This window comes from Paenibacillus sp. RU5M, assembly GCF_900221055.1.
Taxonomy (GTDB): domain Bacteria; phylum Bacillota; class Bacilli; order Paenibacillales; family Paenibacillaceae; genus Paenibacillus; species Paenibacillus marchantiae.
In genome coordinates, this window is record NZ_OBQM01000004.1 from 289,020 (window position 1) to 307,747 (window position 18,728).

The 18,728-nt window shown below is 49.7% G+C and carries 11 protein-coding genes; all 11 read left to right on the plus strand.

What is annotated here, in order from left to right; genetic code table 11:
- The first annotated feature begins 23 nt into the window (after window positions 1–23).
- The 11 genes from CRO25_RS15175 (at window position 24) to CRO25_RS15225 (ending at window position 18,642) form a co-directional block, all read left to right on the plus strand.
- On the plus strand, window positions 24–1,817 hold the full coding sequence (locus tag CRO25_RS15175; protein ID WP_079695563.1) for a VWA domain-containing protein: 1,794 nt from the start codon (window positions 24–26) through the stop codon (window positions 1,815–1,817).
- 238 nt (window positions 1,818–2,055) lie between these two features.
- On the plus strand, window positions 2,056–5,445 hold the full coding sequence (locus CRO25_RS15180) for a tubulin-like doman-containing protein (RefSeq protein WP_079695564.1): 3,390 nt from the start codon (window positions 2,056–2,058) through the stop codon (window positions 5,443–5,445).
- A 1-nt stretch (window position 5,446) separates the two neighbouring features.
- Entirely contained in the window at window positions 5,447–7,978 is a 2,532-nt protein-coding gene (locus CRO25_RS15185) for a transcription initiation factor TFIID (protein ID WP_079695565.1), read from the plus strand.
- A 148-nt stretch (window positions 7,979–8,126) separates the two neighbouring features.
- Window positions 8,127–9,410 carry a VWA domain-containing protein gene (locus CRO25_RS15190; protein ID WP_079695566.1) on the plus strand — a complete coding sequence of 428 codons (1,284 nt, stop codon included), beginning with the start codon at window positions 8,127–8,129 and terminating at the stop codon, window positions 9,408–9,410.
- Window positions 9,411–9,430: 20 nt separating this feature from the next.
- Window positions 9,431–10,078, plus strand: coding sequence for a beta-mannanase (locus tag CRO25_RS15195; RefSeq protein WP_079695568.1), 648 nt, complete (start codon window positions 9,431–9,433; stop codon window positions 10,076–10,078).
- Window positions 10,079–10,123: 45 nt separating this feature from the next.
- Window positions 10,124–11,383 (plus strand): hypothetical protein, encoded by a 1,260-nt coding sequence (locus CRO25_RS15200; protein ID WP_079695569.1) that lies wholly within the window; start codon window positions 10,124–10,126, stop codon window positions 11,381–11,383.
- Window positions 11,380–14,553, plus strand: a complete 3,174-nt coding sequence (locus CRO25_RS15205) for a hypothetical protein (protein WP_079695570.1) — start codon at window positions 11,380–11,382, stop codon at window positions 14,551–14,553. Before CRO25_RS15200 ends, CRO25_RS15205 begins: the two co-directional genes overlap by 4 nt.
- Before the next feature lie 436 nt (window positions 14,554–14,989).
- Window positions 14,990–15,877, plus strand: a complete 888-nt coding sequence (locus tag CRO25_RS15210) for an ABC transporter ATP-binding protein (protein ID WP_063566910.1) — start codon at window positions 14,990–14,992, stop codon at window positions 15,875–15,877.
- Window positions 15,878–15,967: 90 nt separating this feature from the next.
- The gene (locus CRO25_RS15215) at window positions 15,968–16,240 is read left to right on the plus strand and encodes a hypothetical protein (RefSeq protein ID WP_063566911.1); all 273 of its coding nucleotides are present in this window, start codon (window positions 15,968–15,970) and stop codon (window positions 16,238–16,240) included.
- A gap of 187 nt (window positions 16,241–16,427) precedes the next feature.
- Entirely contained in the window at window positions 16,428–16,910 is a 483-nt protein-coding gene (locus CRO25_RS15220) for a glutathione peroxidase (protein ID WP_063566912.1), read from the plus strand.
- A 370-nt stretch (window positions 16,911–17,280) separates the two neighbouring features.
- Window positions 17,281–18,642, plus strand: coding sequence for an FAD-dependent oxidoreductase (locus CRO25_RS15225; RefSeq protein WP_079695571.1), 1,362 nt, complete (start codon window positions 17,281–17,283; stop codon window positions 18,640–18,642).
- Window positions 18,643–18,728 lie beyond the last annotated feature (86 nt).

The window sequence follows — 18,728 nt, forward strand, 5'->3', positions numbered from 1 at the left end:
TCAAACGTGAAGGAGTACACCCAATGCTGCGGACAAGCAAAATACGCTGGCTCAGCGGAACTCTGGTTCTGCTGGCATTTCTAACGCTGCTGCTACCTCAGGCGTTGCTGCCACATGCTGCAGCGGCTCAGGCACAGACAAGCGGAATCGATGCGGTACTTGTAGCCGATGTAAGTAATTCAATGAATACAAGTGACCGTGACAAGATCAGCAATGAAGCCATGAAAATGTTTATTGATATGCTGCCGGTCCAGGGGGACAAGGTAGGGATTGTCGCTTACACCGATCAGGTGGAGCGGGAAAAGGCATTGCTGGAGATTCAGTCCGATGCGGACAAGAGCAGCCTGAAAGATTTTATTGATCAGCTCGGCCGAGGGCCATATACCGATATCTCTGTCGGAGTGGCTGAAGCAGTGAATGTGCTGAACCATGGGGCAGACACATCTCACTCACCAATGATCGTGCTGCTGGCTGATGGCAACAACGATTTTAACAAAACCAAAGGTCGCACCCAGTCTCAATCCGATGCGGATTTGGCAAAGGCCGTCAAAGAAGCACAGGATCAGGGGATTCCCGTCTATACGATTGGACTGAACGCAGACGGCAAACTGAACAAGGACGCACTTGCAGATCTGGCTCAGCAGACCGGAGGCAAGTCTTTTATCACAGATACACCGGATGATCTGCCACAGATTCTGAGTGAGATTTTCGCCGATCATGCCAAACTGAATGTCGTGAAGCTGCCCTCCATTACAGGAAACGGCAGTTATCAGGAAGTTACCGTGAACGTACCGAACGACAGTGTACTTGAAGCCAACATCTCGATCATGTCTTCAAAACAAGTCCAGATTGAATTGACCGATCCTTCGGGCAAGGCCGTAGATCTCAACTCTGACGCAGCCAAGCTCTCGACTTCGAAGAGTTATTCCTTGGTGAAGCTGCTCAAGCCTCAGGAAGGCGACTGGAAACTTCGGGTAAAAGGGGCTCCGAAAGACAGCATCGATATCAACCTGTTGTTCAACTATGATCTCCAGCTCGTTGTGGACCCAATTAAGACCAAGTCCTATACGAAGGGCGACAAAGTGAATCTGACCGCCAAGCTGGAGAACGGAGGACAGCCGCTGCAGGATAATGACCTGTACGCTGATATGAAGGCAACATTGGTCGTAAACGATCAGGATACAGGCAAAAGCACAGAACAGCCGCTCGAAAACACGGGCTCCGGGTTCGCCGGAACGTTCGAAGTGCCGGACAAACATAACTACGAGCTTGTTATCCGTGCAGAAGAAGACAGCTTCTACCGGGAAAGTGCTCCAATTACGATCAATGCGGGCGGAGCAGCCGGTAGCGGAACTCAGCCAACGACTCCTGCGGGCGATCAGGACAAGCCGTTTCCATGGATGTCTGTTATTTTGGGCGTGATCGCCTTGATCGTGGTAGCCGTGGGTATCTGGTTCCTGTTAGGCTGGTTGAAACGCAAAAACCGTGGATTTGTCGGACAGATGGTTGTCGAAATTCGTGATGAGAATACCGGGGACAAGTCGTACCCGCAATATAAAAAGCTGGCATCCTTCCGGGGCAGATTCCATCTGCACCAGCTGTTACAGCTGGACCCTGAATTGAAGGAAACCGAGAAATATGTATTTACACCCAGCAATGGGGATCGAATTATAATCCGTAACACCGCTGGCGGAACGCTGGAGAAATCCGGCCGTGCCGTTGATGCAAGCTCAGGCGTTGAACTGAAGAACGGTGACCGACTGAGCATCCCGCTGCAACAGGCGGACAAAACGATTTTAATTGAGTATCTGGTGTAATTTGATTATTTGGTTTAAAAGGAATGCATTTTAATTTGGATATAATTGTTTACACGAGAACGGAGAGGACAGAGAAAACCTGAAGAAGCGAAGCGTTCGCCTTTATCCCCGGATTTTCACTTTGTAAAAGTGAATTGAAAAAATCTGGGGATAACAGCGATCGGAAGGTTACTCTGTCATCGGAGTGGCAAGTGTAATGAGTTTTAGCCCAACTGGTTTAAATAAGGGAGGACAACGAATGAAACCGATTGTTAGAGAACATATTCAGCAACTGGATGTATCGCTTGGCGGAGGTATTGTCAGTGAGAAAATCAGAGTCGATACGATTGATAACCCGATTCTGATTATCGGTCTTGGAGGAACAGGTATTGATGCGCTGTTGCGTCTTAAATACCAGATTAATCGACGTTTCAAGCTGCCGCAGGACCCGGTATCCAAGAAAAAAATGGACAAACCGTCCAACGTGGAGTTCCTTGCTTTTGAAACGAACGAACAGGATCGCGCCAAAAAGTATAAAGGCATCGGACTCGATCCAATTAATGAATTTGTACTGTTGTCCAATGCCGAGATTGGTGGATTGCTTCAGAACCGCAGCGTATTGGAGCCGTATATTACGGACTGGCTGTCTCCGGAGCTGAGCATCACCGATGGCATGAACGGCGCCGCAGGGGTGCGTCAGGCTGGACGCCTGCTGCTGTTCACGAAGATTAACCAGGTCGTGCAGGCGATTGACAAAAAGATCAAAACATTATCTGTAGGCACGAACAAGAAACTGATGGTGTTCCTGCTGACCGGTCTTTCCGGCGGTACGGGAAGTGGATGCTTCCTCGATATTTCCTATATCGTGCGTGGGATTATCGAACGCGATCACGGCTCTGCCGGGATTGACCGCGTGAACACGCTGGGATATCTGTTCACCCCAGACGTGAACCTGTCCAACAAAAGCTTGAGTGAACACACTCGTGAGTACATCCGCAAGAATGGATACGCTGCGCTCAAGGAATTGGATTATTGGATGAACGTGGACAGCCGGGGTGAGCGTTTCTCCCAGAAATACGGCAACATTCTGACGGTGAATTCACCGCTGCCGCCGTTCAACCTGTGTCATCTGATTTCTGCTACCAATACGGAAGGCAAACTGCTGGAGAATGCTTATGATTACTGCATGAACGTCACCGCCGAGAACATCACCAACTTTATGGCGAGTGAGGAAAAGCAATCCGGCGAGGAGTTTGCCATCCACGATTATATTAGCAACATTCGTACAAACATCGCACAAATGAACAAAGCCTACCCGGCCAACTATGATTACAATATTATCGGTGCATCCTCAGCGGTACTGCCGATTGAAGAAATGACGACTTATCTGGCTTACCGCATGTTCGACAAAATGAACACCATGTTCTCCAAAGCACCGAACCAGGAGGATACCGAGAAGTTTGCCCGCAAGCTGGGCATTGATCTCGAAAGTGTGGTCAAGTCCTTCGAAGCCCGTGTGCCGGAGCCGCTGCCAGGTTACCAGAACAGTGAGCGTCTGTCCTATGGCAATGTGGTGAAATCACAGGTCGTGAACATGGACACCGAACTGGAACAGAACTTCCTGGCTCGTGCCCGTGAAGAATATATCAAGGCGAAGAAGCAACTTCCGGGAGAAATTGCGGGTCAGTTCACCGAACAGATCCGGCGTATGTTTTTGCATCCCGAACAGGGTCCGTTCTATGTCTCCCGTCTGATCTACACGGAAAAAGGCTTCTGTGTACTGAAGATGATTCAGTCGTACATTGAAACCCTGCGTGAGAATGCCTTCCGCATTCCGCGTGATATTGAGGCTGCTCAGGAGCAGTCGGAAGAGAAGCTGGGCGATGCGAAGAGTGCGTTCGTCTCCAAAGAGAAGAAGAAGAATGCTTATATTGAAGCAAAAATTCATGAGTACTGGCTGCATGCCGATGTGGAACGCAATGATCAGATGATTGAGTTCTACGAAGACCTGTACGAATTGCTGAACCAGGAGAACAGCCGCATTTATAACGTATTTACTGAAACGCTGAACGCACTCAGCTCGATCTTCTCCAAAAACGGGGATATCCTGACACGCGGCGAAGAACAGTCTGATCACAAAGGCAACAAAACGTATTACTGGAACGTTGTAAGTGTGCCGGATATCGTCAGTGTGGTGGATGGACTGCTGGACAAGCGTGATACGGATGATCTGATCCGTGACTTCTCGCGTGAATTGCTGGAGAACTCCAGCCAGTGGGTGAAAGAAAACGAGATCGATATCGTCAGCTCCATCTCTGATTTCCTGACCGAGAAGTTCGGAGATCTGATTACCCGCTCCATGGAGGACTTCCTGGTTATCAAATATGGACAGGACGAGTCGGTCGAGAAATTCGTGGAACGCTTCATTGCAGGCAAACTGGATGATGAGGCGGTTCCGGTGTTCAATCTGAGCAATAGCACAGGCAGTCTGCATTTCCCATCCTGGGGATTCGTATCGGTACCAGCACAGGCGCCGGGCATTCTGAGAGGGATTCGCAATTATCAGAACAATGCGGTGGGCAAATCCCATTTTACCGTTAAGGAAAGTGAAGTGCGCAACCGGATCTTCTGGCTGAACACTCGCAACGGGGTACCACTGTTTGTGTATACACCGCTCAAAGTATATGAGGAAAGTTATGAACGTACCATTTTGGACAAAGAAGGTATCGGACGCCATCTGGTGCAAACCGAAAAGAATAACTGGACCTATCTGCCGTCGCCAATTCCAGAAAAATCATGGGGAGATGTGTACGAGAACGCCCGGGTCAAGCAGTACAATGCCCGTGTACGTACCGAATTCGAGCAGGCGCTCGGATACAACATTGTGACAGCCAAATCCATTGATGAGAATACAAGCAACCGCTATGCAATTGTGACAACGGAACCGTTTGACTTGTCTGCTAAGCTGGGTGCCTACGACATGCGCCTCACGTCCACCACGCCGAACCTGGGTGAAGTGAAGCGGGCAGTTATTGAATTGAAACGCCTGCAATCCGAAGGATTGCCACGGGTGTCGGTGAAGGACATTTTCGGAAGTATTAATGAAGATATGGCCAAAGAAAACCTGGTGCGTTCCCCGCAGCTGATCGCGCGGGTACGTGAAGAACTGGCGAAGATGAACGCCATCTCGGTCAAAGTCGCCGAGCTGGAAGGCATTCTCGCTCAGCATCAGGACGAGGAGCAGTGGTATGACCGCTTCATCGAAGCACTCTACACCGATACCATTGTGAAGAAAGGCGCGCTGTACGTCTATGACCGTGATCCGGAAGAAGACGCATGGGAGCCGTTTGCGAACCTGATGAAGAGCCGTAACTTTGCCGAATATGAAGTGTTTGGCAACTTCCGTGGATTGGCAGAGAAGGATCGCAGCACATTGCTGCGCAAAGCGTCCCGCCGCGATAACGACCTCACCGCTACCGAAGATATCACGCCACTGCTTACGAAATTGGATGATCTGGCTGCATTGTTCATGGAGTCCCGTGATCGTCTGGAATACGAGCGAGTAGAACTGGCGAACGGGGAAGACATCTACCAGTTCTACAGAACGATGTCATCGAAACTGAATGACATTCGCAGAAGGCTGAAGTAAGATGGCGGCCGGGATGGAGTTCAGCTCGAACAATGCTCTAAAACGCAATCTGGAGAAGTATGCAGCACAGTATGCAACTGAGCAGGAGCGTCAAGGTAGCCTGGGTGATGGTCGCAGCAGCATCCATTACCCCGCGTTGTTCCTGTTTGTGGGTGACCAGGTCGCTCCGGCAGTGTCTGCTGTCCAGGAAATCAACCGGCTGAAGTGGGATAACGGAGAAGGTGTAGTCTATGTACAGATTGGAACGGAAAATCAGGAGCATGCCCAACATCGTGACCATGACCCCGCACAAACGAAGCATGACCATTACAGCGATGGTGCTCATTCAGGATATGCGCGTGTTAACGGCGGGAGTGATGTAAGGAATGGCAGCACTTCTGATGATGGTCAGGTGACCCGTCACGTGCTTCCCTTGTCCACCATACAGACGGATCGACCTTCCAAAACGCTTCGCAAGGATGTGCATCGCAGTTTCCACGATTCAGATCAGGCACTCTTTGGTCTGAATCGTACCTTGCGGCGGGTGAGTAATCGTATTGCCGAATACGGACGCCTATATTCATCGTTCGATCGAATCTACGTGACCGTTGTGACCAGGGCAGATGATCCATTGAATGTATTGTTGCCGGAGCTTACCAAGCTGACCGAGACGATACTGGCTCAATCCTTCAAGTCGGTACAGACCGATTTGCATGTGCTAGTCAGCGAGATGGAGCAGGTCGATTCCTTTGGATATGCAAGCGCAGCGGGACTCGCTTTTCTGCGGGAACTGGATTACATGCAGGGGCTGGACTATACGTTCAGTGGCAATCTGCTGGTTACGGAGGACGGTATCTCCATTCCGGTTGTACATCCCGCTTCTCCGTTATTCGATCTCGTATATATTTTGTCAGACAAAAACGAGCGGGGAACTGGCGTACCCGGCGGGTGGATCGAAAATGCCGAGATCATCTGCCGAATCTGTCTGCTCAAGAATCGGAAGCAGGATGCAGATAGCTCAGGTTCCGTATCAAGCACGGGGGCCAACACGTATAACAATACGTCGTTCAAAAATAACATTCGTACGACCTCGGATCAGCATGGTTATGCCAGTGCAGGTTTTGCCGAGATTAGACGGCCGAACAAACCCATTGCACTCGCGGTGTTGTATCACCTGTATCGTTATTTGCTTGAACGGATGCGGCAGGAACCCGAGTGGAGCATCAAGGGCAAGCTCGCCTTTTTCGGACTGGATGGGGCTTCGGTAGAGCGCAAAGTGGAAGGGATTCTTCCCGATGAGGATCTGGTGAGCGGCATGAGCGGCATTATGACGCATAACGTCAGCTTCAACGATCTGAAGCCGCTCTCGCTGCGTGAAGCGGAGAGAGCATTGTTCGGGCATGGGGCAGAGGCGTATTTCCGTGATAATGTGGTCCGTCTTGCCGAGGAACGAGTACGTCAGCGCAGCACAGAAGACTCCCTTCGTCGTAAGGCTGAGCAATCGCGCACGGAGCATCCTGAGGTTGGCTATTTTCAGTGGGCTGCCTGGAGTGACAATGGGTTCGGCAGTGTGCGTGAGGCATTGCTTGGATTGATTCGTGATAAATCGGTGCAGCTTGAATCCGCACGTGCCTTGCTGGAGCAGCGTCAGCAGGAGCGAGTAGAGGATCAGTCGTTCAAACGGGCCTTGTTCCGTGACAAACAGAACGTGCGCAACCTGATCGATTGTTTGCTGGAGCGTGTGTATGTGCCCAAAGTTGAATTGCTGCGTCTGGAGAATGAATTGCAGCTGCTTCGTGTCTACGACACAGAGATGGAACAACTGCATACGTTCAGCCGGAGTGTAACGGAGACACTGGCAACGCTGGAACGTGTTTTGCGTGAGACAGCGGTAGAGAGCATAGCGGCTGCAGATGAATATATCGGTCAGAACGTAATGGAGTATTACGGCAAAGTGACGGAAGTGCTGATCGCAGATTTGGAGGCAAAGCGTGGACGGGATGTCTGGTTTGAGGACCGCCATATGGGGGATATGAACCGGCTTGCCACAGAAGGAAACGAGCGACTCTTGCAACGTCTGATGGAGGTATGTCATGTGATGCTGCTTACAGCAGAACCGCTCCGGGTACCTTTCGAAGAAGAATTGCTGTTGCGGGCGAATGTTACAATTACCTATGGGGACAAAAATGTACTGACCCGTGATGATCTGTTCCGCCGATTGTATCGCACACTGGAGGAGCAGGCGGTCGTTCGGGTAAGAGTATTCGACTATACGCAGGAACATCGTTATGAAGAAAAATATTTCTTTGGTGATCACCATAGTGCCTTCATGGACTACGCGGCGTATGCCGAAGAAACGTCACGGATCTATAAGCTGGGTGTGGTATATGAAGAACGAAGCAGTGGTGTGGAGAAGCTGAATCTGATGGGGGGCTTCCATCTGGAAGACCTGATGGTGTATCGCAATGGTCGGGTGTATTACGATTCGTATACAGAGAATGGTTATGAGCTCCATCCCTCCGATCTGGCCGAGAAGCTGTCACCCATGCGTTAAAACATAAGGCTGTATCTTATATGGACGGAAGGGAGGTACAGATCGATCCATCTGTTTCCGTCCAGTACATTATACGTTCATTTTTCATCAACCCATCTTGTATTAATTCAGCCGTTCATCGGCTGTTTTGGAAAGGATGCATGCAAACATGCAGCGAAAAATCAATCTTCTCCTGGTCCTGTTCAGCCTGATTGGCGGAGCTGTGGGCTTTGCGGCTGGAGAAATCATGCTGCGTCAGTGGCTCGGGGAAATGCCCCGTCTATTGCTGATGGGATTATACTTTGGCGTGTTGGCGCTTAGCGTGGGATTATTCTGTTTACTCGCAGAGATGATCTCGCCAAAGCTGAACGGAGCTTCCTGGAAGCTGCGATATCTGGGACTATCCTGGAAACTGCTTGTTCCGGCAACGCTGGCGCTATTGTTTGTCGTCGGACTTGCCCTGCAATTGCTGTATCAGATTAACCCAGGCGGTGTGAAGCAAGTCAAGGATATCGTGCTGATGATCGATAACTCGGGCAGTATGAGTAAGACAGACCCAGATAACGGTCGCTTTGAAGCGGCCAAAACACTGATTAGCCAAATGGAAAGCGATAAACAGGTGGCGGTGATTACCTTTGATGATCAACCCGAGCTGCTTCAGCCGTTCACCCCGTTGGACAGCGAAGCTGCCAAAAATGAGGTGTACAGCAAAATTGATGGCATCGTGACGACCTCGGGCGGAACTAATTTCGATGCAGTGCTGCGGGAAGCGATGGAGCAGATTAAGGGCAAACAGGACCCGAAACGCGGAACGGTAGCGATTCTGCTATCCGATGGATTCAGTGATGCAGACACATCCGGCATTTTGTCTGAGTATGCAAATGAACAGATCGCCGTCAATACGGTGGGGCTGAGTCTGGTGGACCCTTCCGGAACCGACTTGCTGCGTCATATCGCACAGCAGACGGGCGGTATGTACTATGATGTACCAGATTCCGGTGGACTTAATCTGGCATTCCAGCAAATTTACGATACGATTGATGAACGAACGCTGGTGACCGAACGTACAGGCATGATGGAGCACAGTACGTATCTGGCTATTTTCCGAGTGGCTGCCTTACTGTTGATTGGTGTCGCACTGGGCGTGTCGCTAGGACTTGTATTTGATAACCGTCATCTCGCACTCAGTTTCGGAATTGGTGGTGCCGTGTCTGGTTTATTGGCCGGACTTCTGCTCGAATGGGGACTGGACGGATCAACGGTGGGTGATACATTTGTAAGATTCGGAGCGATGCTCATCTTATCTGGTGTGTTAACCCTGTTCAGCTGGATTATTCCGATCAAGGAGAATACACCGCGGAAGACGCGTGGGCGTCGCGATGCTGGTGGAGGAACCAATTCGGTGGAAGGATTCGGTCAGCGGGCAAGAGATTCGCGCAGCAAAGGATTTTGACGTCTGGAGGTAGGCGATAGATGCGTTTTACGGATGCAGACCCTTCAGCGCCCCTGATTCGCAGACTGACACTTGCAGTGGACGAGAGCCAGTGTACACTTCGCTGGCTCTGGCCAGAGAGCGTGGAAGCTGTATATGTTGAACGGCTGGAGCTCGATATGATGGGTGATGATCGTACCGAGGAACAGGCTGCACAGGGCAAGCTGAAGTTATACACAAAAGAAGAATATAAGGCGAGCAATGGATATATGGATCGAATCACGGGTTTTGGTGCCATCCGTTATACAGTGTATGTGTGTCAGATGGAGGAGGACGGGCCAGTTCTGGTGCGTCAGCGTGATGGAGACAACACGGTCGTTGCCAGTGCAGGCAAGGCAGATATTCGCTTTTCGATCCGATACAAGAGCGGTTTTTTTCAGAAACGAAAAAGTGTACTGATGACCGTTACAACGGAAGCACCTGTTCCGAAGGAGGCGCTCTGTTATGTCCGCAAGCAAGGCGGGGTTCCGTTGAATAAGGAAGATGGCACGGTGTACCCTTTTGTGAGTGATTTTGCTCCCGGGAGAAATGAGATGCCACCGGTTGAGGTAGCCAAGGACGATTACGTGAGGCTATTCTTCACGGACGGACCAAAGTATGGAGCCGCCTATAGGCTTATATCAGACTAGATAGTTAGGCCTTTTTGTCTAACTGATCAGGGGAGGGGAGTGGCTATGAGCTTTTTTAGTCGGTTTTTGAAAAGACAGCAGCCGGAAGAACGGCCGTTGTTTTACGATATCGTATGTCCGTATTGTTTCAGCAAGTTTTCACCGGAGGAGGTTGTGTTCCGTGCTGCACATCATCGCGACGACGATGAGGACTACGCACTTGGGGAAGATGCGAAGCTGAATCGATATCGCGAACGGTTTGGACTGGATACGGTGTTTGATATGGAGGCCGTGCTGGCTCCGCATGATGTACCTGAGGAACATCGCATCTATTCGGATAACATTGTGATGGGACTGAACGATCGTTACGGTGTGGTTACACGGCGCCGGCTGTGTCCACAGTGCCATAACGAGCTGCCTGTCACGGCAGGCAAAGCACCAAGCAATATCATTTCCATTATTGGGGCATCCCAGGTGGGTAAATCCGTCTACATGACTTCATTGATTCATACATTGCAGCATTACACAGCCGATCATTTTGATGCGGCCTGCATGCCGCTGAACGCGGAGATTAGCCGCCGGTTCCGTGCAGATTATGAAGAACCGCTATTCGAGCGGGGCGATCTGTTGGATTCAACGCAGAAGGAGAAGCTGCAGGAGCCGTTTATTTTCCAATTTGTATTCAAGGATGAAGATAAAGCTCCGCTGACACTGGTGTTCTTTGACGTCGCTGGTGAAGGTATGGTGGAGCAGGACTATCTGGGACTTCACGGGCAGCATATCAAGAACTCGGCAGGCATTCTGTTCATGGTGGACCCGCTTCAGATTCGTTCCATCCGGGACAAAATCCGCATCAACCTCGGCAACGAGCCAGGCGAGTGGACGCCAAGATACGATGAACCGCGTGATGTGGTGTTAACGATGTTCGGTGACTTTATCGCGTACCAGGACAAAGCCAAGACGAATATTCCGACAGCCGTTGTACTCACCAAAAGCGACATGCTGCATTCCCTCAAGGATGAAGAGGGCGATTACATCAAATCCAACAGTAATGTATTCCGCAACATGGTGCACCGCGACTGGTTTGACCTGACCGAATTCGAGAATATCGACGGGGAGATCCGGCGTTTTATCGAGAAGGTGGACCGTCCGTTCAAAGGCACGATGGATGTGTACTTTAAGGATACGGCTTACTTTGCGGTGTCTGCGCTGGGAAGCAATCCGGTGAATATGAAGCTGCAAGGCGTGGTCAGTCCAATCCGTGTCGATGAGCCATTCCTCTGGCTGCTGTACAAGCTGAAGTACATTGAGGGGAGAGTGGGATGATGCGTTCTTCCATGACCCCGCCAATTGAACAACAGCTGTACACTCGAGAGCGGCGCGGGGTGTTTCGCACAACGGAGGGGTTCGATACGGTTGCCGCATCGCCGGGACTGGACCCTTCTTTTATCAAAAAAGTGCTTCATCCCTACTGCGTCTATGACGCTCCAGCGGAGCTGACGGGCCGGAGTGAGAAGGATGAGACGAAGTTTCCCCCGTCCATTCATCTGCTGCATCTGGAGAGCGGGGAGACGATACTTGGGCAAAATGTGTACCAGTCCGTTGATTTCACCGGGCTGCGCAGCGCTTTTTTCGCCCATAACTATGTCTTGTCTCCTGAACGCTCGGAAGAGCAGATGAAGCAAGGTGGCTGGCTGGATGCTGTGTTCGCCACGTCCTATGACATCGAACAAGGTACAGTGCTGCCTGCGCTTACTGAATTGCCACGAGCAGCTGGTGTTGGACAAAGCTCTCCAAGTCAGATCTTTGCCGCTCTGAAAATGGACGAGGTGGTATTCAAACGCCTGCTCTACGCCGTCATGCAAGCTGTAGCTACACGTCGGAAGGTATACATTGCGCTAGATGTGCCCGCTGAGGAAGTTACAGCCGGAGCCAAGGGACTGCTGCGTTTGTTATATACGGCGCTGCCTTACGCGTTCCGGCGGCAGCTCGGCTTTATGACGTTTGCAAAGGAGCCGCAGGCAAAGAAAGGCATCCACCTTCAGTTTGTGGAGCGGGGTACGCTACGTCCAAAAGATCGGAATACGGAGAAGGATTTTACCTTTGATCTGGTATCGGGCAGAGTTACCCATGCAGATGCATCTGTGGCGAAGCTTCCTTATGCGGAATTCGCCTGGACCCTACTGCACGAACCTGCGGCTGCCGATTCATTTTATGCTTTTGCGGATGAGATGCTGTCCGGAATGGAACCTGGACGGGAGCTCTCCATTGAAGCATACGGGGAACTTTCTATGTTCTATCGTCTGGAGCAGGGGATGGAAGAGTTGTATCTGGATAACAAAAGCGATGTCCTCAGTGGGTTGCTCACCTACTTGAAACCGGAAGGCGGAGCACAGCAACGCTCTCGTTTGAACGAGTTGTTCCTGACGTTGCTCAGTCGTGAGCTGGACAGCGTCAAACGGGAGAATGTACCTGAAGAATCGGTTGCAGCACGCATCGGGGAGTATTTCCGGGTCGCTGCGGTAGTCGTACAGTCCCGAATCGTGGATTATTTCATCTATGGTGTTAATAACGCCCGTTCGCAGAAACGTATGCGTGCCGTGCAGGAGCTGTATGGCTTGCTGGATCGGGACAGCCTGTTAAGCCGTGCTTTCTTCGACAAAGTGCTGGCGAACGAATCACTGACCAAGCTGCTGTTCGAGCCCTATCTGGATAATCAGCTGAAACGCACGGAATCAGCCGCCGATGTTGTGGAAGTGATCCAGAGATGGATTACATCTCACCCGTCTGCCATCCACAACAGTTTCTTGCTGGAACGGACAGGAACGGAGCTGCGTGAACGTTTGTGTTCTGCGCCCAACCCTGTTCAGTCTGCCAATGAGGCACTTAAGCGGGTTAGTATATTGGATCGTGTACCAGTCGCAGGCGGCTTAGACACAGGTATTACCGCCCGGATTGGACAGTCTGGAGCTTCAGTTCGTGCTAATCGGAAAGGTGGACCTGGGTCCGCTGTCCAACCACCAGCGTATCAGGAGGATTTAACCCGGCTTGCAGATAAGCTGGCTTACGTTATTAACTTGTTTATGATCCAGGATCTCGATCTGGAGCGGGTTAACCGTGAACAGCTGTTAAGCATTGATATTTTGTTGCATGGAAACGAGGTTCGGGACTGGGCTGCTCGCCAGGGCTCAGATGTATCTGCGCGTACAAACATGATGCTGGCAGCGAGAGCATGGCTTAGCGGTGAGGGGCGTGACGAAGAGGAGTTGGAATCCCTCTCTTTGGCCGAACGTAATGAGCTCCAGCGCTGGACGCGTCGCTGGCTTGCCGGAGAGCTTCGTGATCGCCCAGATACGGCTGCATTTGAAGCACTGCCGCTGGCTTTCTATCGCGGTGGCAGCGGTAGCAACAGACTCGATTATCCAGGCCTGATTGAATTTATCTATAGTAGTTCAGGACGTACAGAAGTGTTGTATCAATTTATGGAGTGGTCAGGGAATCAACGCTTGTTTATTCGCGGCTCCAACGCACATAAGGGATACTCGGATGCAATCGTGGCCTATTTCAAGGCCCATGATCGTGAAGCTTTTAAGTCAAAGTCAGCTTTCAAACCCTATTATGCCAGAGCAAGCAAGACGATGAAGCCGGCTTACGACCGCGCCAAAACAGAGTTGTCTTCCCCGCTGGTACGCATGCTGACAGGTAAAAGGAAGAACCTTTTTCTAGGATCGGTTATTGTCATCCTGATTATTGGTATTGCTGGAGGTACGTACGCTTTGATGAGCGATAAGGCGGAGACACCTGAGGCATCACCTCCCCCGACACAGGAGCCCGTTGTTCCTGCTGAACCGGAGGTGGAGCTCGCTGAACAGATCGCCTACCTCGTTCCTGCATCCGAAGCGGACGACGGTTCAAAGACGCCTGCCCAGTTGGTGATCCGTTACAGAGACGAAACGGACAGCAATGCTTTGCAAACGGACACTCTCCAATGGAACTTGAAAGATGGTACTACACAGAAGCTCAATGCTGAGGGTGAATGGGAGAGTTTCAACCGAAATGAGGAGCCGGATGGCGAAGGTACAGCTGGTGACAGCTCAGAGGGTACGTCTGAAGGAAGCTCAGCAGGTTCTTCTAACGATAATGTGGACGATACTCAGCAGAGCGGAGAAGCCGAGCAGGGGGCAGATTCAGCCTCAACGGAGGACAACACTTCAGACCCAGCAGCAGGGAGCACGACGGATGCAGGTACTGGCACAGCCTCTGACACTACGGATGAAGGCACAGGACAGAGAGATGCAGACGGCACGGCTTCAGATCCATCTCAGTCTACGGGAGCAGATTCATCTTCAGTGGAAAATCTGACTGTTGCTGAAGCAGATCGTCTGTATCCCTATGGGCACCAAGTGGAGCTTCCGACCGATTTTGATCTAAAGGACATCGTGAGTATCCAGAGTGGAACGCTCGTGATCAACCTAGTCCCGGAACCGAAGCTCTAAGCGGCATTAATTGAATATATTATTAATGGAATACAGCCACCTCGAAGAATTTCGTAGGGGCTGTATTTTTGTTTTTGCTCAATTGATGGGGAATGACATATACAAAATGAATCAATATAGGTCTAATTTTCACAATTCGGACACATTATTAAGATGTTGGGCAAGGATGAACATACGCAAAGCGATGAAATGCACGTACACGATGAGAAAAGCTCTCACATAAAGTGCGAAAAATTTGAACGATTTCTAGTAAAACACTTCAAAAATAGCTTTCAACTATCAAGGAGTTTGGTATTTACTGTTGACAAATGATAATGATTATCAGTATCTTTAGAGTATAAGATCTTGTTGCGCCGGAAATACGCTGAACTACAATTTCGTTTTCGTTGTCATAGCCGGAATACATAACCGGGATAAATGAGAGAGGGATGATCGCATGTTTCGTCTGGAGACGTCCAAGTTGGATATCGCTTATGAGGAAAGACTGATTGTTGAAGATCTGAATATTCAAATTCCCCAAGGAAAAATTACAGCACTTGTTGGAGCCAATGGTTCAGGAAAGTCTACCATCCTGAAAACAATGGCACGGATCATGAATCCAAAAGCAGGTAGTGTATTGCTCGACGGGAAGTCCATCCATAAGCAGTCCACGCGTGAAGTAGCCAAGCAGCTTGCGATTTTGCCACAAAATCCAACAGCTCCTGAAGGACTTACCGTAACCGAACTTGTGTCCTACGGACGGTTCCCATATCAAAAAGGTTTTGGTTCGATGCGTGCTGAAGACAAACGCATGATTGAATGGGCTATCGAAGTGACAGGCATGACGGAGTTCCATGATCGTCCAATCGATCAACTGTCCGGTGGACAGCGTCAACGTGCCTGGATTGCCATGGCTCTTGCACAAGAGACAGATATTCTGTTCCTGGACGAGCCAACAACGTTCCTGGATATGGCTCACCAACTTGAAGTACTGCAATTGCTGGAGCAACTGAATGCCACAGCAAACCGTACAATCGTTATGGTTGTGCATGACTTGAACCATGCTTCCCGTTATGCGCATCACATGATTGGTATTAAAAAAGGTAAAGCCATCGCTACAGGTTCACCTGTAGAGGTTATGAACTCCGATGTGCTTCGCGAAGTATTTAACATTGAAGCTGATATCGTGATTGATCCTCGTTCCGGTGTACCGCTCTGCTTGCCTTACGCCCTTGCGGGTGAACGTCAGCAATCAGCACCTCCAGAACAAGTGCTCATGAACAGTGCAATGGTTCATGCTGGAGGACGGACAGAGCAACGCGTTCGTCACGCGACAGGAAGTTAATGAAACGGGCCATATGTGGTCCTAAACTATAGAATGAAGCCGCTGTGCGTTATGCACGCGGCTCATTCGCATTCTAGGAGGTCTACAGGAATGGGAGCAATCAACTACACCTGGTTACAGCAATATGGACGAATAACAACCGGGACGATCGATGAATCGGTCTTTGGCATGCCTTTGACGGCATTGAAACATCCGAAGCAGGCCAAGCTTATGCTGGAAGCTTATAATGAGCATCTTCGGGCCGATTCTCTTCGCTCAGCGGCTGTTTATTTCATGCATTCGGTTCGTGGCCTGATGATTGGGGTGACGAAGGCAGAGCGGCAAGAGCGGTATGATGCTATTTTGGTTGCGAAGTCAGGCTAAAAAGGTATATGTCCATGTCGATGGACAAAATTTGATTCTACGTATGAACTTGGGCAGGGTTTAATCGCAGATTTGGTAATTGACCGCCTCAGGTCTATAATATAGAGACAGGCTGTGTGCCGCATGCTTATTCGGTACAGTACATACAGCAGCCCAACCTACATCTTACTCATGGGAGGAATCAGTCATGTCCGTATATTCGTATCAGGCGGTAACGACCGCAAATCAGGAAGTTTCACTCGATTTGTATCAAGGCAAAGTGTTGGTGATTGCCAATACAGCCAGCAAGTGTGGGCTGACTCCACAATACGGTGAATTGCAGAAGCTCTATGATCGCTATCGTGATCAAGGCTTGGTTGTATTGGGATTCCCTTGTAACCAGTTCGGAGGCCAGGAGCCGGGTACCAGTGAGGAAGCAGAATCATTCTGCCAAATCAACTATGGCGTTAATTTCCCGGTGTTTGCCAAGGTCGATGTAAATGGTGAAGATGCGCATCCATTGTTCAAGTATCTGCGTGAGCAGCAACCTGGTGTTGGCGAAGACAATAACATCCAATGGAATTTCACCAAATTCCTCGTGAATCGTGAGGGTGAAGTTGTAGGGCGTGTTGAACCAAAAGAATCCCCTGAAGCCATGACTGCAGAGATTGAAAAGCTGCTTGGCGTATAAAATAAACGAAGAAGCCTGCCTCCAGATTGGAGGATAGGCTTTTTTTGATACAATTTTTTAGTGTAAATATCCTCTTCATATAAGTGTCTCCTCAGTAGTTACTACGCTTATTTTGAGCATAAACCAGCCATAAGCAGGGAAAACTGAAGTCAATGGAGATTGAGTCGATGACTGGCTTGATCGTAAATAAACCACATCCGAAAAATTTATTTTGATTAACCCCTTGCAATGTGAAAAATATCACATTATAATAAGTGTACAAAGTGAAATAAATCACATAAGCAGTATTCATTTAGAAGTGAAATATTTCACAACCACAATGACGTTAAATTCAATTTTTTATTTATATACTCCAAGGGGGAACCTTATCATGAAAATCGCAGTTATCGGATGTACACATGCAGGAACCGCAGCTATCGTTAACACCGCCAAATTGTACCCGGATGCTACCATTACAGTGTATGAGCGCAATGACAACATCTCCTTCTTATCATGTGGCATTGCGCTTTATGTTGGTGGCGTGGTGAAAGATCCAGATGGACTGTTCTATTCTTCGCCAAACCAACTGGCCGAGCTCGGTGTCGTTACCAAAATGCTTCATGAAGTGACGTCAGTAGATGCTGCGGGTCACAAACTTCAGGCTAAAAACTTGAAAACAGGGGAAGAATTCGAAGATACCTTTGACAAGCTGATCGTGACCACGGGTTCCTGGCCTGTCGTACCGAAGCTGGAAGGCATCGAGATGGACAACATTTTACTTTGCAAAAACTACAACCATTCCAACACGATTATTGAGAAAGCCAAGCATGCCAAACGTATTACCGTGGTAGGAGCAGGATATATCGGCATCGAGCTGGTGGAGGCTTTCCAAATGAACGGCAAGGAAGTTACACTGATCGATAGTGTGGACCGGATTTTGAACAAATATCTCGATCCCGAGTTCACGGATGCCATTGAAGAAACGTTGACTGGACACGGCATCAAGCTGGCACTGGGCCAAACTGTACAGAAATTTACCGGAGAGAATGGCAAAGTGAACAAGGTCATTACATCCAAAGGAGAGTTCGAAACAGACCTCGTTATTCTGTGCATTGGTTTCCGTCCAAATACCGAGCTGCTCAAAGGCCAAGTGGATATGCTGCCTAACGGCGCAATCATCGTGGATAAATATATGCAAACCAGTCAAAAAGACGTCTTCGCTGCTGGAGACAGCTGTGCAATTCATTACAACCCAACCGGCAAGGCAGCTTACATTCCACTGGCAACTAATGCGGTGCGGATGGGTACACTCGTAGCACGGAACCTGGTTCGTCCTACGACACGGTACATGGGTACACAAGGCACATCAGGTATTAAAATTTATGAACAAAATATTGCAGGCACAGGCTTGACGGAAGCATCTGCTGCGGATGAGGGTCTGGTGGTTGAAGCTGTAACGCTTGAAGATGCTTACCGTCCAGAGTTCATGCCAACGGCAGAGAAGCTGCTGCTCAAAGTAATCTATGAACAGGCTACGCGCCGCATTGTTGGTGCGCAGGTCATGTCACAAGCTGATCTGACACAGTCGATCAATACGATCTCTGTCTGCATCCAGAACAACATGACGGTAGATGAGCTGGCCTTCATCGACTTCTTCTTCCAACCACATTACAACAAACCATGGAACTTCCTGAACTCGGCTGGTCTTCAGGCGTTGCCACCAGTAGAAGTAAAAACACCAGCGATGGTATAACCGAAATAGCTGAGAACTGCCGCAGTCATTCTGCGGTAGTTCTTTTTTGTTTTTTCTACATATCAAGCAATACACAACAGAAATAT